19 protein-coding genes are annotated in these 21,423 nt (G+C 70.3%); 18 read left to right on the top strand and 1 reads right to left on the bottom strand.

Annotated features, from left to right (window positions below; translation table 11 throughout):
- Positions 1 to 149: 149 nt before the first annotated feature.
- Together ACSEEN_RS08910 and hisG are read left to right on the top strand one after the other, a co-directional pair.
- On the top strand, positions 150 to 413 hold the full coding sequence (locus ACSEEN_RS08910; RefSeq protein ID WP_247867727.1) for a phosphoribosyl-ATP diphosphatase: 264 nt from the start codon (positions 150 to 152) through the stop codon (positions 411 to 413).
- 30 nt (positions 414 to 443) lie between these two features.
- Positions 444 to 1,292, top strand: a complete 849-nt coding sequence (gene hisG / locus ACSEEN_RS08905; RefSeq protein ID WP_247867728.1) for an ATP phosphoribosyltransferase — start codon at positions 444 to 446, stop codon at positions 1,290 to 1,292.
- A gap of 22 nt (positions 1,293 to 1,314) precedes the next feature.
- On the opposite strand, the gene ACSEEN_RS08900 is transcribed toward hisG, so the two are convergent.
- Positions 1,315 to 2,184: a thioesterase family protein gene (locus tag ACSEEN_RS08900; protein ID WP_247867729.1), complete on the bottom strand. Its 870-nt coding sequence runs from the start codon at positions 2,182 to 2,184 to the stop codon at positions 1,315 to 1,317.
- Between the two features lie 361 nt (positions 2,185 to 2,545).
- On the opposite strand from ACSEEN_RS08900, the gene ACSEEN_RS08895 reads away from it, so the two are divergent.
- The 16 genes from ACSEEN_RS08895 to ACSEEN_RS08820 all read left to right on the top strand — a co-directional run bounded on the left by ACSEEN_RS08895 (position 2,546) and on the right by ACSEEN_RS08820 (position 21,022).
- Positions 2,546 to 3,376, top strand: a complete 831-nt coding sequence (locus ACSEEN_RS08895) for a tRNA (adenine-N1)-methyltransferase (protein WP_298442377.1) — start codon at positions 2,546 to 2,548, stop codon at positions 3,374 to 3,376.
- A gap of 9 nt (positions 3,377 to 3,385) precedes the next feature.
- A complete protein-coding gene (gene arc, locus ACSEEN_RS08890) occupies positions 3,386 to 5,077 on the top strand; it encodes a proteasome ATPase (RefSeq protein ID WP_247867731.1) in 1,692 nt (563 codons plus the stop codon).
- Positions 5,078 to 5,104: 27 nt separating this feature from the next.
- A complete protein-coding gene (locus tag ACSEEN_RS08885; protein ID WP_440712975.1) occupies positions 5,105 to 7,813 on the top strand; it encodes an ATP-binding cassette domain-containing protein in 2,709 nt (902 codons plus the stop codon).
- Between the two features lie 251 nt (positions 7,814 to 8,064).
- Complete coding sequence (dop, locus tag ACSEEN_RS08880) at positions 8,065 to 9,567, top strand: depupylase/deamidase Dop (protein WP_371307876.1); 1,503 nt, start codon at positions 8,065 to 8,067, stop codon at positions 9,565 to 9,567.
- Positions 9,568 to 9,640: 73 nt separating this feature from the next.
- Complete coding sequence (locus tag ACSEEN_RS08875) at positions 9,641 to 10,432, top strand: aspartate/glutamate racemase family protein (protein WP_371307875.1); 792 nt, start codon at positions 9,641 to 9,643, stop codon at positions 10,430 to 10,432.
- An 83-nt stretch (positions 10,433 to 10,515) separates the two neighbouring features.
- Complete coding sequence (locus tag ACSEEN_RS08870) at positions 10,516 to 10,707, top strand: ubiquitin-like protein Pup (RefSeq protein ID WP_247867735.1); 192 nt, start codon at positions 10,516 to 10,518, stop codon at positions 10,705 to 10,707.
- Positions 10,704 to 11,588, top strand: a complete 885-nt coding sequence (gene prcB, locus ACSEEN_RS08865; protein ID WP_440712974.1) for a proteasome subunit beta — start codon at positions 10,704 to 10,706, stop codon at positions 11,586 to 11,588. Before ACSEEN_RS08870 ends, prcB begins: the two co-directional genes overlap by 4 nt.
- Positions 11,585 to 12,298 carry a proteasome subunit alpha gene (gene prcA, locus ACSEEN_RS08860; RefSeq protein ID WP_298443707.1) on the top strand — a complete coding sequence of 238 codons (714 nt, stop codon included), beginning with the start codon at positions 11,585 to 11,587 and terminating at the stop codon, positions 12,296 to 12,298. The genes prcB and prcA overlap by 4 nt, the downstream gene beginning before the upstream one ends.
- Positions 12,299 to 12,303: 5 nt before the next feature.
- Positions 12,304 to 13,662 (top strand): Pup--protein ligase, encoded by a 1,359-nt coding sequence (pafA, locus tag ACSEEN_RS08855; RefSeq protein WP_440712973.1) that lies wholly within the window; start codon positions 12,304 to 12,306, stop codon positions 13,660 to 13,662.
- A 16-nt stretch (positions 13,663 to 13,678) separates the two neighbouring features.
- A complete protein-coding gene (locus tag ACSEEN_RS08850; protein ID WP_247867739.1) occupies positions 13,679 to 14,686 on the top strand; it encodes a helix-turn-helix transcriptional regulator in 1,008 nt (335 codons plus the stop codon).
- On the top strand, positions 14,683 to 15,645 hold the full coding sequence (locus ACSEEN_RS08845) for a helix-turn-helix transcriptional regulator (protein WP_247867740.1): 963 nt from the start codon (positions 14,683 to 14,685) through the stop codon (positions 15,643 to 15,645). Before ACSEEN_RS08850 ends, ACSEEN_RS08845 begins: the two co-directional genes overlap by 4 nt.
- A 10-nt stretch (positions 15,646 to 15,655) precedes the next feature.
- Entirely contained in the window at positions 15,656 to 15,925 is a 270-nt protein-coding gene (locus ACSEEN_RS08840) for a Sec-independent protein translocase family protein (RefSeq protein WP_440712972.1), read from the top strand.
- 28 nt (positions 15,926 to 15,953) lie between these two features.
- Complete coding sequence (tatA, locus tag ACSEEN_RS08835; protein ID WP_371307873.1) at positions 15,954 to 16,232, top strand: Sec-independent protein translocase subunit TatA; 279 nt, start codon at positions 15,954 to 15,956, stop codon at positions 16,230 to 16,232.
- Positions 16,233 to 16,304: 72 nt separating this feature from the next.
- Positions 16,305 to 17,228 (top strand): twin-arginine translocase subunit TatC, encoded by a 924-nt coding sequence (tatC, locus tag ACSEEN_RS08830; RefSeq protein WP_247867991.1) that lies wholly within the window; start codon positions 16,305 to 16,307, stop codon positions 17,226 to 17,228.
- A gap of 21 nt (positions 17,229 to 17,249) precedes the next feature.
- The gene (locus ACSEEN_RS08825; RefSeq protein WP_440712971.1) at positions 17,250 to 20,090 is read left to right on the top strand and encodes a DEAD/DEAH box helicase; all 2,841 of its coding nucleotides are present in this window, start codon (positions 17,250 to 17,252) and stop codon (positions 20,088 to 20,090) included.
- Positions 20,091 to 20,113: 23 nt separating this feature from the next.
- Positions 20,114 to 21,022, top strand: coding sequence for a DUF4333 domain-containing protein (locus ACSEEN_RS08820; RefSeq protein ID WP_440712970.1), 909 nt, complete (start codon positions 20,114 to 20,116; stop codon positions 21,020 to 21,022).
- The last annotated feature ends 401 nt before the right edge of the window (positions 21,023 to 21,423 follow it).

Here is a 21,423-nt window from a genome sequence, read left to right as displayed (position 1 = left end):
AACTCCCTTGGTATTCGCTGAATGTCGCAATTGAGAAGGGTAGACTAACCGAATATACGGAGCCCTTCGCGGACTCCCGGGCCGTCGGTGGCCGAGCCGGGCGGGCTCGGCCGGTGGCGGCGGACGGCGTCGTGCGAAAATGGGTAACCGTGAAAACCTTTGACGACCTCTTCGCCGAGCTGACCGAGAAGGCGGCGACCCGCCCCGAGGGGAGCGGCACCGTCGCCGCGCTCGACAAGGGCGTCCATACCCTCGGCAAGAAGATCATCGAGGAGGCCGGTGAGGTCTGGCTGGCCGCCGAGCACGAGTCCGACGACTCCCTCGCCGAGGAGATGAGCCAGCTCGTCTACTGGCTGCAGGTGATGATGATCAAGCGGGGCCTGACGCCCGCGGACATCTACCGCTACCTCTGAACCCACCAGCACTCACCAGAAAGCCTCGCCATGCTGCGCGTCGCCGTGCCCAACAAGGGCGCCCTGTCCGAAGCCGCCGTCGGAATCCTCGCCGAGGCCGGCTACCGCAAGCGTTCGGATCCGAAGGATCTGACCGTCCTCGATGTCGCGAATGACGTCGAGTTCTACTTCCTGCGCCCGCGTGACGTCGCCATCTACGTGGCCGCCGGGCAACTCGACCTCGGCATCACCGGCCGCGACCTGGCCGCCGACTCCGGTGTGCAGGTGATCGAAGAGGTGTCGCTCGGTTTCGGGGCGTCCACCTTCCGCTACGCCGCGCCGAAGGACCAGTCGTGGACGGTCGACGACCTCGCGGGCAAGCGTATCGCGACGTCGTACCCGAACATCGTGCGCGCCGACCTCGCGGCCCGCGGTCTGGAGGCGGAGATCATCCGGCTCGACGGCGCGGTGGAGATCTCGATCCAGCTCGGGGTGGCCGATGTCATCGCCGACGTCGTCGGCTCCGGCCGCACGCTCCGCCTGCACGACCTGGCCGCGTTCGGGAAGTCGCTCTGCGACTCCGAGGCGGTACTCATCCGCGGCGGCGCCGCCGGTGACGCGTCGAAGGCCGCGCAGCGGTTCATCGCCCGCGTGCAGGGCGTGGTCTTCGGTCAGCAGTACGTGATGATCGACTACGACTGCCCCAAGCCGCTGCTCGAGATGGCGGTCGCGCTGACGCCCGGCCTGGAGTCGCCGACCATCTCGCCGATGGCCGACGACAACTGGCTCGCCGTCCGCGCGATGGTCCCGCGCAAGACCCACCAGCAGCTGATGGACGAGCTCTCCGAGCTCGGCGCCCGCGCCATCCTCGCCTCGGACATCCGCTCCTGCCGCTTCTGACGGGGCCGGCCGGACCGGCCGGTCACCCCAGCTCGGTCAGCAGCACCGTCTGCGCGGACCGGCCGAGGTAGCCGCGCTCGTCGTACAGCTCGGCGAAGCTCGCGCCGTAGCCCTCACGACCGGCCGCCATCGCCGAGTCGATGCCGATCCACTCGCCGGTGGGCTGTCCGGTCAGGTGCACGGTGGTGTCGGTGTTCATCCACGACCACTCGCTCGGGTTCATCGTCGAACCGACGCCGTTCGCGACGTCGACCACGGTGAACGCCGAGGCCAGCGGGCTGGTCGGCGACCCGGCGACGAGCGGCAGCAGCGGCCGCAGCCACACCGCCGGGGTCGGCTCGTTGCGCCCGGGCGCCCCGGCCACCTCGATGGTGCCGATGAATCCGATGCGGCCCCACGGCACGGCGACGCCGTCGACCTCGGGGAACCCGATGGCGTGCGGGACGTCGGCGGGTGACGGCGACAACGGTTCGCGCGGCAGCCGCTCGACGGCCGCGGTGTCGGTGACCTTCAGGCGCCAGGCGACGGCGCGCCCGACCACCCGGTACGACCCGTCCGGCTGGCGGGCCTCCAGTTCGGCCGCGACCTGGCTGATCTGCCGCCCGGGCCGCGGGATCCAGGCGCGGACCCGGTTCACGTCGAGCCCGATCGCGCCGAGGATCTCCATGGTCACCCGGGTGACGGCCTGGCCGTCCGCCGGATCGGCGACGCCTTCCATGGCGCGCACCAGCAGTCCGGTCGGCGGTCCGCCGTGCTGGATGTTCGGCGACCACACGCTGACCGTGGCCGGGGTGGGCTGGAAGTAGTCGTAGGCGGGATCGTCACCGTCCGGCGCGGCGAGGGGAAGGTAGTAGGCGCCGTGGTCGGTCGGGGAGGTGGAATCTGCGGCCATGCCCGCACTCTAGGACACGTCTCGTCCTGCCCTCCGACTTGCCCCATGCCGGTCGAGAACGGTCCATGTCGGCTGAGAACGGTCCATGCCGGTCGAGCGAGGTTCCCTGCCGGTCGAGCGGAGTCGAGACCCGGCCGCCCGACGATAGCCTGCTGTTCCGTGGTCGCTCAGCGACCACGGAACAGCAGCCGAGCCTCCACCGACCCCGACCATCGTGGTCGGGCCGGCCGCAGCGTTTCACGGACGGCCTCGACCTCCGTCGACACCAGTCACATCGCCGCGAAGCCCTCGATCTAGGCTGGGAGGATCGACGGCCGCCGAACGCCGGCGGCCGCATTCATGCAGAGGACACCTCACCACGATGGCGACGACCGGGCCTTTCGCCGTAGGCGACCGCGTACAGCTCACCGACGGCAAGGGACGGAAGTTCACCGTTCTGCTGGAGGAGGGCAAGCAGTTCCACACCCACCGCGGCGCGATCGCGCACGACGACCTCATCGGTGCCGAAGAGGGCACCGTCGTCGCGGCGACCAGCGGCACCGAGTATCTGGCGCTGCGGCCGCTGCTCACCGACTACGTGGTCTCCATGCCGCGCGGCGCGCAGGTGATCTACCCCAAGGACTCGGCGCAGATCGTCGCCGAGGGGGACATCTTCCCGGGCGCCAAGGTGATCGAGGCCGGGGCCGGCTCGGGCGCCCTCACCCTGTCGCTGCTGCGCGCGGTCGGCACCGAGGGCAGCGTACTGAGCTACGAGATCCGCGAGGACCACGCCGAGCACGCGGTCCGCAACGTCGAGACCTTCCTCGGCGGCAAGCCGGACAACTGGGAGCTGCGCGTCGGCGACCTCGCCGATCACGACCCGGCGCAGCAGGCCGACCGGATGATCCTCGACATGGTGGCGCCGTGGGAACCCCTCGACACGGTCAAGGCGACGCTGCGTCCCGGCGGCGTGCTGATCGTCTACGTCGCCACCGTCACCCAGCTGTCCCGCGTCGTCGAGGCGCTGCGTGAGCAGCAGTGCTGGACCGAGCCGCGTGCCTGGGAGTCGATGGTCCGCGAGTGGAGCGCCGTCGGCCTCGCGGTGCGCCCCGAGCACCGCATGCAGGGACACACCGCGTTCCTCATCACCGCACGACGACTCGCCGACGGCCAGCAAACCCTGCGCGTGCAGCGTCGGCCGACGCGCGGATAAAGTGGAGGTATGACTTCGCCAGACCGCCCGACCAGTCGTCCAGGTGCCGCCCGCGGCACGGAAGCAGCGGTGCTGAACGAGCGCGTCGAGAAGCTCACGCTCCGCAACGAGAAGTTGCAGGAGACGCTCAAGGAAGCGCGTCAGCAGCTCATCGCGCTCCGCGAGGAGGTCGAGCGGCTCGGCCAGCCGCCGAGCGGTTTCGGCGTGCTCCTGGAGGTCTGCGACGACGAGACCGTCGACGTGTTCACCTCCGGCCGCAAGATGCGCCTGACGGTGTCGCCCAACATCGAGACGCAGGAGCTGCATCGCGGGCAGGGCCTGCGCCTGAACGAGGCGCTGACCGTCGTCGAGGCGGTCGGATACGACGCCGTCGGCGAGATCGGCACGCTCCGCGAGGTGCTGGGCGACGGCAGCCGGGCGCTCGTCATCGGCCACGCCGACGAGGAGCGCGTGGTGCACCTGGCGACGACGCTGGTGCACACCGATGACGGCGGCGAGTCGGCGCGCAAGCTGCGCCCCGGCGACTCCCTCCTGATCGACTCCAAGGCCGGCTTCGCCCTCGAGCGGATCCCCAAGGCCGAGGTGGAAGACCTCGTCCTGGAAGAGGTTCCGGACGTCGACTACGAGGACATCGGCGGTCTGCGCAGGCAGATCGAGCAGATCCGCGACGCGGTGGAACTGCCGTTCCTGCACGCCGAACTGTTCCGCGAGTACGAGCTGCGCCCGCCCAAGGGCGTCCTGCTGTACGGCCCGCCCGGCTGCGGTAAGACGCTCATCGCCAAGGCGGTCGCCAACTCGCTGGCCAAGAAGATCGCCGAGGCCCGCGGCGACGACGTCCGCGAGGCCAAGAGCTACTTCCTCAACATCAAGGGCCCCGAACTGCTCAACAAGTTCGTCGGCGAGACCGAGCGGCACATCCGGCTGATCTTCCAGCGCGCCCGGGAGAAGGCCTCCGAGGGCACCCCGGTGATCGTCTTCTTCGACGAGATGGACTCGATCTTCCGTACCCGCGGATCGGGCGTGTCGTCGGACGTGGAGACCACCGTCGTCCCGCAGCTGCTCAGCGAGATCGACGGCGTCGAGGGCCTGGAGAACGTCATCGTGATCGGTGCGTCGAACCGCGAGGACATGATCGACCCGGCCATCCTGCGGCCCGGCCGCCTGGACGTGAAGATCAAGATCGAGCGGCCCGACGCCGAGTCGGCGATCGACATCTTCTCCAAGTACCTGACCACCGAGCTGCCGATCCACCCGGACGATCTCGCCGAATTCGGCGGCGACGCCAAGGCCTGCGTCTCCGCGATGATCGAGCGGGTCGTCGAGCGGATGTACGACGAGACCGACGACAACCGGTTCCTGGAGGTGACCTACGCCAACGGCGACAAGGAGGTCATGTACTTCAAGGACTTCAACTCCGGCGCGATGATCCAGAACGTCGTGGACCGGGCCAAGAAGTTCGCCATCAAGGAACAGCTGGAGACCGGCCGCGGCGGCCTGCGGATCGGGCACTTCCTCGACTCCATCCTCGACGAGTTCGCCGAGAACGAGGACCTGCCGAACACCACCAACCCCGACGACTGGGCGCGGATCTCCGGCAAGAAGGGGGAGCGGATCGTGTACATCCGGACCCTGGTCACCGGCAAGAACAACGGTGCGTCGCGGGCGATCGACACCGAGTCGAACACCGGTCAGTACCTTTAGGCGGTTCGTGCCTTAGGGTGATCGGTGATGAATCGCCCAGGACCGACGCCACTGCACGTCCGTATCGACTCCGGGCCGGTCCAGGTGGTCACCGCTTCGCCGGCGACCCTGGGCCGGACCCCGGACAATACGGTCACCCTCAACAATCCGCTGGTCTCGCGGACCCATCTCGGCTTCGAGTGGGGCCCGGACGGCTGGATCGTCGCCGATCGTGGCAGCACCAACGGCTTCTTCTCCGGCGGGGCGAAGGTCACGCGGCTCGCGATCCGCGGCCCCGTCGTGATCCGGGTCGGCGACGCGGCGCTCGGGCCCGTCGTCGAGATCACCCCGGCGCCGGCCGCCGCCCCGTCTCGGCCCATTCCCGCGCAGCAGCCGCCGGCGTCCCGGCCGATGCCGGCCCAGCCGCCGGGTATGCCGTCGCGGCCCACCCCGGCTCAGCAGGCGCCGCCGTCCCGGCCGATGCCCGCGCAACCGCCGTCGCAGCCGATGCCCGCACAGCCGCCGTCGCGTCCGGTCCCGGCGCAGCAGCGGCCGCCGGCCACCACACCCCAGCCTTCGCAGCCTCCGGCGCCCCAGCCGCCGCATCCTCCGGTACGACCGGCCGGCGGCATGCGCCCGGCCGCCCCGGCCTTCGGGAAGCTGCCCGACGCCCCGCACCTGGCCGCCCTGCACAACAACGCGTCGGCGATCTTCGAGGTCCCCGGTGACCTGCGCGGCGGCCGCGAGTCGATCGCGCTGTCCGGCGTCAAGTCCATCGGCCGCACCCCGGAGAACGACATCGTCGTCTCCGACGTCCTCGCCTCACGCCGTCACGCCCGGCTGACGGCGAACGGCCAGGGCCTGCTCATCGAGGATCTGGGCAGCGTCAACGGCACCTTCGTCAACGGCCAGCGCATCCGCCGCCAGCCGCTGCGCGAGGGCGACGTCGTCACGATCGGTAACAGCGACTTCGTCGTCTCCGAGGGCAACCTGATCCGCGGCCGCGCCAAGGCGATGGTCAGCGGCGGCCTGGAGGTCGACGGCATCGGCCTGACCGTCGAGGGCGGCAAGGTGCTGCTCAACGACATCTCGTTCCAGGCCGGTCCGGGCACGCTCACCGCGATCATCGGCCCGTCCGGCGCGGGCAAGTCGACGATGTCGAAGATCGCCGCCGGCCTCAACAGCCCGACGGTCGGCCGGGTGTCGTTCGAAGGCCGCGGCGTGCACGACGAGTACGAAGCGCTCCGCAACCGCATCGGCATGGTGCCGCAGGACGACGTCCTGCACAGCAAACTGACCGTCCGCCAGGCGCTGCGCTACGCCGCCGAACTGCGGCTGCCCGCCGATCTCTCGACGCATGACCGCGACCAGGTGATCGACGGCGTGCTCGCCGAGCTCTCGCTCACCGAGCACGCGCAGACCCGCATCGACAAGCTGTCCGGCGGCCAGCGCAAGCGTGCGTCGGTCGCGATGGAGCTGCTGACCGGCCCGTCGCTGCTGATCCTCGACGAGCCCACCTCCGGACTCGACCCGGCGCTCGACCGCCAGGTGATGAAGACGCTCCGCGACCTGGCCGACGCCGGCCGCGTGGTGCTGGTGGTGACCCACTCGGTGGCCCACCTGGAGATCTGCGATCAGGTGCTGCTCCTGGCACCGGGCGGCAAGACCGCCTACTGCGGCGACCCCAAGCTCAAGAAGGCCGAACTCGGCACCGATGACTGGGCGGAGATCTTCGAGACCGTCACCGCGCATCCGGACCAGGTCTGGGCGAACTACCGGCAGCGGCATCCGCACCAGACGGCGCCGCAGGCGCCACCGCCCGCCGGGCCGCCGGTCGTGGTATCGCAGGCGTCGTCGGGCCGGCAGCTCAGCACCGTGTCCCGGCGGCAGTGGCGGCTGATCTTCGCCGACCGCGGCTATCTGGTGTTCCTGATCCTCCTGCCGATCGTCCTCGGTCTGCTGACGATGGTGATTCCCGGTGGCGAGGGCTTCGGCCTGCGAGCGCAGATGCCGGGCGGCGGTACGCCTGGGGCGCCGCCGAAGGACCCGACGGAACCGCTGCAGATCCTGGTGGTGCTGATCATCGGCGCGGCGTTCATGGGTGCGGCGCTGACCGTGCGCGACCTGGTCGGCGAGCGGGCGATCTTCGAGCGGGAACGCGCGGTCGGTCTGCGCCCGGGTGCCTACCTGTCGGCGAAGGTGCTGGTCTTCGGCGTGCTGGCCGTCGTGCAGGCCGCCATCATGGTGGGGCTCTGCTACGGCGTGCGGGCCATGCCGACCGCCGAGGACATCACTCCGCCCGGCCAGGATCCGCCGTCGATCCCGCCCGCGCTGACGCTCTTCCTCGCGGTCGCGGCGCTGGCCGTGGTGAGCGCGCTGATCGGCCTCGCGATCTCGGCGGCGGTCCGCTCCAACGAACAGACGATGCCGCCGCTGGTGATCGTGGTGATGGTGCAGCTGGTGTTCTGCGGCGGCCTGTTCCCGATCGCCGCGCAGGGTGCCAAGCAGCTGTCATGGATCTTCCCGAGCTATTGGGGATACGCGAACGGCGCGCAGGCGGTGAACCTCCCGGCGACGGCGTACGCACCGCAGGTCAGGCCGTCGGAGAAGAACGCGGGCGACCCGAACGCGCCGATCCTGTACTCGATGTGGGAGCCGACGCTCGCACACGCGCTGATCTCCTACGGAGTGCTGGCCCTGATGAGCATCCTGCTCCTCGGGTTCATCTACAGCCGCCTGCGTCTCAAGAAGCACTGACCGGGCAGCCGGCCGAGCACCTCCGAGTGCTTTCTGTCTCGCCCGTTGAGCACCTGCGAGCGGGTTCGTGTCGCCCGTTGAGCACGTGCGAGTGCTCTTATGTCGCCGGTTGAGCACCTCCGAGCCCCATGGGGCTAGGAGGTTGCCGAAACGAAGCCCGATTCCAGGTGCATTAGCCGGCCGACCGCGAGCATCCGGATCTCGGCGACGCCGATGGTCGACGGCGGAAGCCACCGCTTAGGCTGGGACGCATGGATCGCATCATCGGCACCGAGGTGGAGTACGGAATCTCAGCACCCGGAGACCGGACCGCCAACCCGATCATGACCTCGACGCAGGCGGTGCTCGCCTACGCGGCCGCGGCCAAGGTGCCGCGGCGCGAACATCGCACCCGCTGGGACTACGACGTCGAGTCGCCGATGCGCGACGCCCGCGGCTACGACCTCGGCGGACACCGCGGACCGGCGCCGATCATCGACGCCGACGAGATCGGCGCCGCGAACATGATCCTCACCAACGGTGCGCGCCTCTACGTCGACCACGCGCATCCCGAATACTCCGCGCCCGAGGTCCGCGACCCGCTCGACGCGGTGATCTGGGACAAGGCCGGTGAACGGGTGATGGAGGAGGCCGCCCGGTACGTCGCGAGCGTGCCCGGCGCACCGAAGCTGCAGCTGTACAAGAACAACATCGACGGCAAGGGTGCGTCGTACGGCACCCACGAGAACTACCTGATGGACCGGCGGACGTCGTTCGATGCGATCGTCACCGGCCTGATGCCGTTCTTCGCCTCGCGTCAGGTGATCTGCGGGTCGGGCCGCGTCGGGATCGGGCAGGCGGGGGAGGAGGCCGGGTATCAGCTGAGTCAGCGCGCCGACTACATCGAGGTGGAGGTCGGGCTGGAGACCACCCTCAAGCGCGGCATCATCAACACCCGCGACGAGCCGCACGCCGAGCCGGACAAGTACCGCCGCCTGCACGTGATCATCGGTGACGCCAACCTCGCCGAGACCGCCACCTATCTCAAGGTGGGCACCACCGCGCTGGTGCTCGACCTGATCGAGGCCGGGGTCAACCTCGCGGACCTGTCGCTGGCCTGGCCGGTTCAGGCGGTGCACACCATCAGCCACGACCCGACGCTGACCGCGACGGTCGCGCTGGCCGACGGCCGCGAGCTCACCGGACTGGCCCTGCAGCGGGAATACCTGGCGCGGGTCAGCGCCTTCCACGACAAGCACCACGCCGACGACGAGCGGGCCCGGCACGTCATCGAGACCTGGGCGGACGTGCTCGACAAGCTGGAACGCGACCCGATGGAGTGCGCCGAGATCCTCGACTGGCCGGCCAAGCTCCGCCTCCTCGAGGGCTTCCGTCAGCGCGAGGGCCTCACCTGGGGTGCGTCGCGGTTGCAGCTGATCGACCTGCAGTACTCCGACGTCCGGCTCGACAAGGGCCTCTACAACCGCCTCGTCGCCCGCGGTTCGATGCGGCGGCTGATCACCGAGGATCAGGTGCGCCACGCCATCACTCATCCGCCGGAGGACACTCGCGCGTACTTCCGCGGCCAGTGCGTCAGCCGTTTCGGCGCCGACGTGGCCGCGGCCAGCTGGGATTCGGTGATCTTCGATCTCGGTGGCGACTCGCTGATCCGCATCCCCACGCTCGAGCCGCTGCGCGGCACCAAGGAGATGGTGGGCGATCTGCTCGACGCGGCGTCGTCCGCGGAGGAACTGGTCGCCGCGCTGACCCGCTGACGCCGAACCGGCCGGTAGCCGCCCACCTCTGACTAGCATTCGCATCGGTCGGAGCGTGAGGGAAGGACTGTCGTTGTCGGAGCCGATGTATGTGCCGAGTTCGGAGTACGCCGACGAGGTGGTGCCGAACAGACCGGGCCGCGCTTTCGGCGGCGTCGCGATCGGGATCCTGCTGTTCGGCGTCGCCGGCTACACCTTCCCGCCGGGCAGCGTCGAGAACGCCACCAGCTTCGCCTATCCGGTGCACTACCGGCCGGTCGGCGCGGCCAGTATCGCCAATGTGGTCGGCACCCAGGCCAACGATGCGGTGCTGACCGAGCTGATCGAGGCGGCGCGGGAACTCGAAGCGCAGGGCTGCCGCGCCATCATCGGCGCCTGCGGATACTTCGCCAACTATCAGCCGCAGATCCGCGACGCGGTGGACGTGCCCTGCTTCCTGTCCAGCCTGATGCAGCTCCCGCTGATCCTGAACAGCCTGCCGCCGCGCAAGAAGGTCGCGATCATCTGCGCCGACGGCGAGGTGCTGCCCGACTCGGCGGCGCTGGCGCACTCCGGAATCACCGACCTGTCGCGGCTGGTGATCGCCGGCGGCCGCATCTCCGACATTCCGGAGCTGAACGACGAGATCCTCGTCGACAGCGACGGCTACAACCCGAAGAAGCTCGAGCGGGAGATCGTCGCCGTCGCCCGGCAGATGGTCGACGACGACCCGGACATCGGCGCGTTCCTCCTCGAATGCACGCTGTTCCCGCCGACGTCGTACGCCGTGCAGCGGGCCGTCGGCCTCCCGGTCTTCGACTTCGTGACGATGATCGACTGGGTGCAGAGCGCCGTGGTGAAGCGGCCGTTCACCGGCTACATCTGAAGCGCGGGCGACCGATTGCCGCGGCCGGTCCGGCGCGCCCAGTAGGGTAGACGCACAGGGGAACTCGCGAAGGAGGACAGGCGATGGCGCAGGAGCAGACCAAGCGCGGCGGAGGCGGCGGAGACGACGACGCGATCGGCGGTGGGGCCGCCGGTCAGGAGCGCCGTGAGAAGCTCGCCGGCGAGACCGATGACCTGCTCGACGAGATCGACGACGTGCTGGAGGAGAACGCCGAGGACTTCGTCCGCGCTTACGTCCAGAAGGGCGGCCAGTGACGGGCCGTCCCGGCTCGTCGGCGGGACCCGACATCTCGTCGTTCAGCGAATTCCTCCGTGCCGCGGCACCCGATCGGCTGCCGGGGTCCCTTCGACAGGCTCAGGGAGCGATCGGGGGCGCTCCGGGAGCGATCGGACCGGCGCAGGGAGCGAGTGACGCGATTCCGCACGGCACGACGATCGTCGCCGTCGCGTACCCCGGCGGGGTGGTGCTGGCCGGCGATCGTCGTTCGACGATGGGCAACCTGATCGCCACGCGCGACGTCCAGAAGGTCTTCGTCACCGACGACCACTCGGCCGCCGGGATCGCCGGCACCGCGGGCATCGCGTTCGAGCTGGTCAAACTCTTCACCGTCGAACTCGAGCACTACGAGAAGATCGAGGGCGTACCGCTCACCCTCGACGGCAAGGTGTCACGGCTGGCGACCATGGTGCGCGGCAACCTGAGTGCCGCCATGCAGGGCCTCGCCGCGCTGCCGCTGCTGGTCGGTGTCGATCCGGGCGCCGATCCGGCCGCGCCCGGACGGATCTTCACGTTCGACGTCGCCGGTGCCCGGCACGAGGAACACGCCGGCTACGACGCGATCGGTTCCGGCTCGGTGTTCGCCCGATCGTCGCTCAAGAAGCTGTACCGGCCCGGAGTCACCGCGCCCGAGGCGCTGGCGCTGGCCACCGAAGCGCTCTACGACGCCGCCGACGACGACTCCGCGACCGGGGGACCGGACCTGATCCGGCGGATCTTCCCGACCGCGGTCCGGGTGGAGACCTCCGGCGCCGTCGAGATCGGTGAGCCCGAGATCGCCGCCGCCGCGCAGGCCGTCATCGCGCGCCGCAGCGCCGATCACCGCACGGATGCCGCCGACGAGGAGCAGGCGCGATGACCTTCCCGTACTACGCCAGCGCCGAACAGATCATGCGCGATCGTTCGGAACTCGCGCGGAAGGGCATCGCGCGGGGCCGCAGCGTGATCGCGCTGACCTGTGCCGGCGGCGTCCTGTTCGTCGCGCACAATCCGTCGTCCGCGTTGCGCAAGGTGAGCGAGATCTACGACCGCATCGGCTTCGCCGCGGTCGGTAAGTACAACGAATTCGAGTCGCTGCGGCGCGCCGGGATCCAGCTGGCCGACCTGCGCGGCTACAGCTACGACCGCGCCGACGTCAGCGGTCTCTCCCTCGCGACCGCCTACGCTACGACGCTCGGCACCGTCTTCACCGAACAGCCCAAGCCGTACGAGGTGGAGCTGTGCGTGGCGGAGGTGGCCCGCCCGGGCGCGGCCACGCCGTCGCAGCTGTACCGCATCTCGTACGACGGTTCGATCGTCGATGAGAGCACCTTCCTGGTCATGGGCGGCACCACCGAGCCCATCGTGGCCGCGATGAAGGACCGCTACGAGCCGGATCTGCCGCTGCCGCAGGCGCTGTCGATCGCCGTCTCGGCCTTGGCCGCGCGCGACGCCGCCGACAAGGAGGGCGCGCCCGCCGCGCCGTCGCCGCAAGAACTCGAAGTCGCGATCCTCGATCGCGCCCGGCCCCGTCGCGCCTTCGTACGGCTGACCGATGCGCGGGTCACCGAACTGCTGGAACAGGAGTGAGCGCCATGGAACGCCGGATCATGGGAATCGAAACCGAATTCGGGGTCACCTGCACTTTCGAGGGGCAGCGCCGGCTGAGCCCGGACGAGGTGGCCCGCTACCTGTTCCGGCGCGTCGTCGCGTGGGGCCGGTCGTCGAACGTGTTCCTGCCCAACGGATCCCGGCTCTACCTCGATGTGGGCTCGCACCCGGAGTACGCGACCGCCGAATGCGATTCGGTGCGTCAGCTGGTGGCCCACGACCGCGCCGGGGAACGGATCCTGGAAGACCTGCTGATCGACGCCGAGCAGCGGCTCGCCGACGAGGGCATCGGCGGCGACATCTACCTGTTCAAGAACAACACCGACTCGGCAGGCAACTCCTACGGCTGCCACGAGAACTACCTGGTCTCCCGCACCGGCGAGTTCGGCCGCGTCTCCGACGTCCTGCTGCCGTTCCTGGTGACCCGGCAGCTGATCTGCGGCGCGGGCAAGATCCTGAGCGTCGGGCACGAGTCGAAGTTCTGCCTCTCCCAGCGCGCCGATCACGTCTGGGAGGGCGTCTCGTCGGCGACCACCCGCTCGCGGCCGATCATCAACACCCGCGACGAGCCGCACGCCGACGCCGAGAAGTACCGCCGCCTGCACGTGATCGTCGGCGACTCCAACATGTCCGAGACCACCACCATGCTCAAGGTCGGCTCGGCGCTGCTGGTGCTGGAGATGATCGAGTCGGGGATCAGTTTCCGCGACTTCGCGCTCGACAATCCGATCCGGGCCATCCGTGACATCAGCCACGACACGACCGGGCGCCGGGAGATCCGGCTGGCCGGCGGGCGGACCGCCACCGCGCTGTCGATTCAGCGCGAATACCACGCCCGGGCCGTCGTTCACCTGGCCCAGCGCACCCCCGACCCGGTGATGGACCAGGTCGTCGACCTGTGGGGCCGGGTACTCGACGCCGTCGAATCCGGCGACTTCAGCGGCGTCGACACCGAGATCGACTGGGTGATCAAGCGCAAGCTGATTCAGCGCTACCAGGACCGCTACGGCTTCGACCTGTCGCACCCGAAGCTGGCCCAGCTCGACCTCGCGTATCACGACATCCGGCGCGGCCGCGGCGTGTTCGACCTGCTCACCCGCAAGGGGCTGGCGGCGCGGGTCACCACCGACGAGGCGATCGACGAGGCCGTCGACCTGCCGCCGCAGACCACCCGGGCCAAACTGCGCGGCGAATTCATCACCGCCGCGCAGGCGGCCGAGCGCGATTTCACCGTCGACTGGGTGCACCTGAAGCTGAACGACCAGGCGCAGCGCACCGTCCTGTGCAAGGACCCATTCCGGAACGTTGACGAGCGCGTCGAACGCCTGATCGCCGCCATGTGACGCATAGAATCGGCGGGTGGCCACTTCCAAGAACGAGCGTCTGCTCAATCTCGTCATCTGCCTGATGTCGGCGAAGACGTTCGTGACCGCCGAATATCTGCGCACCAACATCGTCGGCTACAAGGACACCGAGCAGTCGCCGGAGTCGTTCAAGCGGATGCTCGAACGGGACAAGAACGAGTTGCGCGCGCTCGGCATCCCGGTGGAGACCGGGTACCCGCCGATGGGTGGCGACGAGGGATACCGGATCCTGCCCGAGCACTACGCCCTGCGGGACATCAGCCTCACCGAGGACGAGGCCGCGGTGATCGCCGCGGCCGCTGCGCTCTGGCACGACCCGGACGTGGCCGTCGAATCGCAGACCGCGGTGCTGAAACTGAAGGCCGCGGGCATCGACGTCACCCCGCCCGAGGAACTCGGCTTCGGCCAGACCGGCGGCGGCCGGTCCATGGGCGACGAGCGCGCGGTGCGCGCGCTGCTGGCCGCGGTCGGCGACGGCCGGGCCGTGACCTTCACCCACCGCTCGGGCCCGACGGCGAGCGAGCGGACGCTGGAACCGTGGGGAGTGGTGACCAACTCGGGCCGCTGGTACGTGGTCGGGTACGACCGCGACCGCGACGCGACCCGCACCTTCCGGGTGTCCCGGATCTCCGACGTGCGGGCGATCGGCGGCGCCGGCGAGGTGACGGCGCCGGAGGGCACCGACCTGTCGGCGCTGGTCGCCGCGGCCGTCGACCGCGCTTCGGCGGGCGAGCCGTCGACCGCCCGGGTGTGGCTCGCGGAGGGTCGCGCCTGGGATCTGCGGCGCGACGCCACCGACGTCGTCGACCGCGAATGGGGCGGTGAACCCGGGCAGGAGGCGACCGTCGCGATCAGGTCGCGGTCGTGGCTGATCCGGACGGTGCTGGCGGCGGGGCGCGACGTCGTCGTCCTCGATCCGCCCGACCTGCGCGCGGCGGTGGTCGCCGAACTGGACGCGCTCACCGCGGCGTTCGCCCCGGCCCACGAAGGAGATCCGCGATGACCGCCGCCCCGAGCCGCTTCTCCCGCCTGCTGGCGATGGTCCCGTACTTCCAGGCCCGCCCCGGCATCGAGCTGTCGGTGGCCGCCGCCGAACTCGGACTCACCCAGGATCAGCTGGAATCCGATCTCAACCAGCTCTTCGTCTGCGGCCTGCCCGGGCACGCCGGCGGCGACCTGATCGACATCCAGTTCTGGGACGGCTACGTCAACGTCGTCTTCACCGCCGGCATGGACCGGCCGCTGCGGCTCACCGGTACCGAGGCGAACGTGCTGCTGGTGGCGCTGCGCATGCTGCTCGACGCCCGGGGCGCCCTCGACCCCGATGCGGTGCGGCGGGCGATCGCCAAGGTGGAGGAGGCGGCCGGGGCGTCGCGGACGGTGGTCGCCGACGACGGTGCCGGGCCCGGGGAGCTGCCGTCGTCGTCGACCATCCGCGAGGCCGTCGCCCGCCGCCGGGCGCTGGCGCTGCGGTACTACACCTACAGTCGCGACACGGTGACCGAGCGCGTCGTCGACCCGATCCGCGTCGAGGTGATCGACGGCCACAGCTACCTCGATGCGTGGTGCCGCGAGTCGGACGGCCGGCGTCTCTTCCGGTTCGACCGGGTGCGCGAGGCCGCCGTGCTCGACGAACCGGCCCGCCCGCCCGCCGACGAGACGGCCCAGCCGATCGCCCTCCCGGTGCACGACGAGACCATGCCCGTCGCCCGGATCGAGATCGATCCGGATGCCTTCTGGGTGGCCGAGTACTACCAGGCGCGCCCGCTGAGTGATCCATCGGACGATCCCGGTGCGCCGCTGCTCGCCGAACTCACCTACGCGTCCGACGAATGGCTCGCCCGCCTGCTGCAGAGCTTCGGCGGCCGGGTGCGCCTGGTCTCCGGCGACGCGGGCAGCCGCCGGGTGCGCGAACTGGTCGCCGCCTCCGCCGCGGCGGCCCGAGACCGTTACCCGCGATAGAAGGACTCCGATGGGCGCAATCCAGCCGTGGCAAGTGATCATCCTGTTCGGTGTCGCCGTGCTGTTCTTCGGGATCATCGCGGCGGTCGTCGTGGTGATCGTCCGATCGAACCGCACGTCGGCCCCACCGCCGGTCCCGCCCACGTGGCCGCAGCCCGGCCAGTACCCGCCGCCGGGGCCGCCGCCCGGCGGGTGCCCGCCGGGCCGGTTTCCGCCGCCGCCGGGCACCGGTCCCGGTTCGGGTAGCATGGAACCCAGGAATCCGGGATCCGACCGCTGAATCCCGGGACTATGCGGAGGTAGACCCTGTGGGTGCAATGCAGCCCTGGCACTGGATCGTCATCATCATCGCGCTGATACTGATCTTCGGCTCGAAGAAGCTCCCTGACGCCGCGCGCGGACTGGGCCGCTCGATGCGCATCCTCAAATCCGAGATGAGCGAGATGCAGAAGGACGACAAGCCGTCCGAGACCGCGCCCGCGCCGAAGCCCGAGGCCCCGCGCGAACTCCCGTCGTCCGAGCAGCACCCCGCCGAGACCGCGGCCGATCCGGTGTCCCGGTCGGCGCAAGAACGCGCCGACTCCTGAGTGCCCGCCCCCGCACTGCTGCGCCGTCTGGATCCGAGACGGCGGCGTAGCAAGGTCAATCCCGACGGCTCGATGCCGTTGGCCGAGCACCTTTACGAACTCCGTTATCGCCTGGTGGTCTCGATCCTGGCGATCCTCGTCACCACGATCGTCGGCTTCTTCTGGTACACGCACGGTGTCTGGCGCATCGAGTCCCTCGGCGAACTCCTGCGCGGCCCCTACTGCGACCTGCCCGCGTCGTCGCGGGCGTCGATCACCCCCGGCGACGAGTGCCGTCTGCTCGCCACCGGTCCGTTCGACCAGTTCATGCTGCGCCTCCAGGTGGCGCTGACCGCCGGCATCGTGCTGGCCTGCCCGGTCTGGCTGTTCGAGCTGTGGCGGTTCATCACCCCGGCGCTGCACAAGCACGAACGCCGGTACGCCGCGTGGTTCGTCTCGCTGGCCTCGGTGCTGTTCGTCGCCGGGGCGGTGCTGGCCTACTTCGTGGTCGCCAAGGCCTTCGAGTTCCTGCTCACCGTCGGCAACGAGGTGCAGGTCACGGCGCTCGCCGGTGACCAGTACTTCGGATTCATGCTGCATCTGCTGCTGATCTTCGGTGTCAGCTTCGAGCTGCCGCTGCTGATCGTGGCGCTGAACCTGACCGGGGTGCTGGGGTACGAGCGCCTCAAGAAGTGGCGGCGCGGGCTGATCTTCGGGATGTTCGTGTTCGCCGCCGTCGCCACCCCCAGCGGCGACCCGTTCACCATGACCGCGCTGGCGCTCGCGCTGTCGGTGCTGCTGGAGTTCGCGATCCAGTTCGCCCGCATCCACGACAAGCGGAAGGGCCGCAAGCGTCCGGAATGGCTCCAGGTGGGCGACGACGAGGCCTCCCCGATCGACGGTCCCGCCGATTCCGGCGATCGGGCGACCCGCATCGAGGCTCCGGCCCCGATCGCCGCGCCCGCACCGATCGCCCGGGGCGCGCGCCGCACCGGTATGTACGACGAGGTGCTCTGACGCCGTGGCATCCTGGAGGGGATGAGCACCCAGCTGCGGCGGTTCGCCGACACCCTCTCTTTTCCGCTCGATGACTTCCAGCGTGACGCCTGCGCGGCCCTCGAGGACGACCGCGGTGTTCTGGTGTGTGCCCCGACGGGCGCGGGTAAGACGGTGGTCGGGGAGTTCGCCGTGTTTCTCGCGCTCGCGCGCGGCGGCAAGTGTTTCTACACCACGCCGATCAAGGCGCTGAGCAATCAGAAGTACCACGATCTGCTCGACGTCCACGGTGCCGAACACGTCGGTCTGCTGACAGGCGACAACTCGATCAATTCGTCGGCCCCGGTGGTGGTGATGACCACCGAGGTGTTGCGCAACATGATCTACGCGAACTCGCCCGCGCTGACCGGGCTGTCGTTCGTGGTGATGGACGAGGTGCACTTCCTGGCCGATCGCTTCCGCGGCGCCGTCTGGGAGGAGGTGATCCTCGGCCTCGATCCCGACGTCGCGGTGGTGTCGCTGTCGGCGACGGTGAGCAACGCCGAGGAGTTCGGCGACTGGATCACCACCGTGCGCGGCGACACCGAGGTGATCGTCGACGAGCACCGGCCGGTGCCACTGCACCAGCACATGCTGGTCGGCAGCCGGATGTTCGAGCTCTTCGATCCGCGCGAGTCCGGCAGAGGAGATTCGGGTGGGGGCCGCCGCCAGGTGAATCCGGAGCTGACCCGCTACATCAAGCAGCGGGCCCTGGCCGAACCGGATTCCGGCGACGACCCGGTGGGCCGCTACCGCGGACGCGTCGACCGGCGGCGCCGCGGCGGTTCGGGCCTGCCCCGGCCCAAGCTGATCCGGCTCCTCGACGACGACGGCCTGCTGCCCGCGATCGACTTCATCTTCTCCCGCAAGGGCTGCGAGACGGCGTTCACCCAGTGTCTGCGCAGCGACCTGAACCTGCTGGAACCCGACGAGGTCGCTCTCGTCGACGAGATCGTGCAGCGGCATCTCGCCGACCTCGCCCCGGGCGACGCCGCGGTGCTGGGCGTCGACGACTGGTGGGCCGGACTGCGCCGCGGGTTCGCCGCCCACCACGCCGGCATGCTCCCGATGTTCCGGCAGGCGGTCGAGGAACTCTTCGTTCGCGGCCTCACCCGCATCGTCTTCGCGACCGAGACGCTGGCGCTCGGCATCAACATGCCTGCCCGGTCGGTGGTCCTGGAACGGCTGGTCAAGTACAACGGCGAGGCCCACGTCGACCTGACTCCCGGCGAGTACACGCAGCTCACCGGGCGGGCCGGCCGCCGCGGCATCGACGTCGAGGGGCACGCCGTGGTGCTGTGGTCGCCCGAGGTGATCCCGGACCGGGTCGCCGGACTCGCCGGCGCGCGCACCTTCCCGCTGCGCAGTTCGTTCGCACCGGAATACAACATGGTGCTCAACCTGATCGACCGCCTCGGCGTCGACGGCTCGCGCGATCTGCTGCGCCGCTCCTTCGCGCAGTTCCAGACCGACCGCACCCTGGTCGGGCAGGCGCGGCAACTCGATCACGCACGACGGCGCCTGCGCGGCCTCGATCAGGAACTGGTCGCTCTCGCCGAGAAGGCCGGCCTGGATCCGGGGATCGCCCTCGACGGCCCCGATCCCGACGCGCCCACCGACCGGTACGCCGGCCTCCTGGGGTACCTCACGCTGCGCGAGGACATCCGCCGCTGCGAGCGCGAGGTGCGTTTCGCGCGCCGCGTCGAGGAGGAGTCGGCGGTGGCCGACGACCTCGCCGCGCTCAAACGCGGGCAGGTGATCGCGGTCAGTGTCCGCCGCCACCGTGGACTGGCCGTCGTCGTCGATCCGGCGCAGCAGCGGAACGATCCGAGGCCGCTGGTGCTGGTCGACGACGGCTGGACCACGCGGGTCGGCGCCGACGACTTCGTGAACCCGCCCGAGGTGCTCGGGCACCTGCGCATCCCACGAGACATGGACACCCGGACCGGACGCGGCCGGCACCGGCTGGCGCAGGCGCTGCAGGCGAGCGGTATCGCACGCCCGGTCGGCCGCGCCGGAAAGCGGACCAAGGAGAAGGGCGTCGATCCGGAACTGGCGGCCCTGCGCGCCGCACTGCGGGCGCACACGCTGCACGCGGCGGCCGGAGCGAAGGGGAAGGCGCGCGGCGGCGTGGACGAGTTGCTGCGACTGGGGGAGCGGCGCAACCGGCAGCTGCGCGACGTGGAGAGCCTGGAGCGGTCGATCACCGAGCGGAAGTCCCGTCTGGAAGAGGACTTCGACGTGGTCACCGCGGTGCTGCGCGAGCTCGGGTACCTGGAGTCCGGCGGGCGCGGCGGCCTGCGGGTGACGCCGACCGGTGATGTGCTGCGCCGCATCTACGCCGAGACCGACCTGCTGGTCGCCGAGTGCATCCGCGCCGGGATCTGGCACGGGCTGAGCGCACCGGAACTGGCGGCGGTGGTGTCGGCGATGGTCTATCAATCGCGGCGCGATGCCTACGGCGGCGGTGTGGACGCGATGCCGGGCAACCCGAAACTGCGCGATGCGCTGACCGCCACCCTCGAGGTCTGGGCGGCCACCAACGAGGTGCAGGCCCGGCACTCGGGCGGTTCGGAGACGCTGACCACGCGCGAGCCGGACACCGGATTCTGCGGGCCCGTCTCCGCGTGGGCGCACGGCCGGTCGCTGCAGGAGGCGCTGACCGCCGCGGCGGCCGGCGGCAACCTGCTGTCGCCGGGCGACTTCGTTCGCTGGAACCGGCAGGTGATCGATCTGCTCGAGCAGATCCGCAGCAGCGTCGGGCCGGACGACCCGCTGGCCGCGGTGGCCCGCCGCGCCGCGAAGAGTCTGCGGCGCGGCGTCGTGGCTGCCGATCTCGACTGACCGCCTGCGGTAGTGTGACGGCCGTGACCACCCCGAACGACCCCCAGCAGCCGTCCCCCTGGGGCCGGCCGCCCGGCCCTCCCCGGCACGGACAGCCGCAGCCCGGTCCGCCGCCGCAGCCGGGCCCGCCGCGACCGGGTCCCGGATACGGTCCGCCCGCATACGGCCCGCCGCCCGGGCAGCGGCCCGCGCCCGGGCCGGCACCGTACGGTGCACCGGCGCCCGGTCAGCGTCCGCCGACCGGGCCCCAGTACGGTGCGCCGCCGCAGGTGCCGGGCCGCCACGGTGGTCCCCCCGTCCCCCCCGGTTACCCGCCGCAGGGACCGCCGCCACAGGGGCCGCCCGCGCAGGGGCCGGCACCGCAGGGTCCGGCACCGCAGTACGGCGAGCCGCGTCCGGGCCGCCGACGGGCGCCGGAGCCGGCCGATGGCCAGACCGCGATCGTCTCGACCGGAGCACACGAGTACGGCCCGATCGACGGTCAGACCTCGGTCGTGCCGGCCGCCGCGGGCGACTACGGAACGCAGGCGCTGGAGAACCCGGCGGCCGCTCCCGGCGAGGCCGGCGCCGAATCGGCGGCGCCCGCCCCGAAGCGGCGGTCCCGCAAGGTGCTGTGGATCGTGCTGGCGGTCGTGATCGTCATCGTCGCGGCCCTGGTAGCGCTGTCGGCGTTCGTGTGGCCCGGTTGGGGGACCAAGACGCTCTCGCAGGACGCCTTGCAGAAGGGCGTCCACCAGGTGCTCACCGACAAGAACTCGGCGTCGGGCTACGGCCTGGACGACGTGAAGGACGTGAGCTGCCCGTCCGGCAAGAAGGTACGCAAGGGCGAGACCTTCACCTGCTCGGTCTCCGTCGGCGGCCAGAACAAACTGGTCACCGTTCGCGTCACCGACAACGACGGCACCTACGAGGTCTCCAAGCCCGCGAACTAACGCGGACCCGACGCCTGGTGGTTCGTCTCGGGTCGGCGGGGCGGGCTGTCGGGGATTGTCTCCAGCAGCCGTCCCGCCCGACGAGCAGTCGTCTAGCCCGTTGAGCCGGACGATCCGTTAGGCGAGTCCGTGTCTCTAATAGATCGTGGCCGGCGAGTGAGTCGGTTGAGGGATGCTGGTACCGGCCTGGCCGGGTGTGGCTACTCCGTGTCTTGCCGTCTGGCTTTGGTGCTGGACTGGCTGGGTTTCGACTTGTCCACCCGGCGGGGCCGGTGCCGGTCGCCCTCTGCGGCGATGACTGAATAGAAGCCCGTCCAACGTGACTCCTTAGAGACCTGTCTCGCCGCAGCCGTTTGCGGTTGACCGGCACCGACCGATAGCGGACGACCCGTCCCTGTCGA

The sequence above is a fragment of the Gordonia marina genome, from assembly GCF_052036135.1.
Lineage (GTDB): Bacteria > Actinomycetota > Actinomycetes > Mycobacteriales > Mycobacteriaceae > Gordonia.
This window is presented reverse-complemented; position numbering and strand designations above follow the sequence as displayed.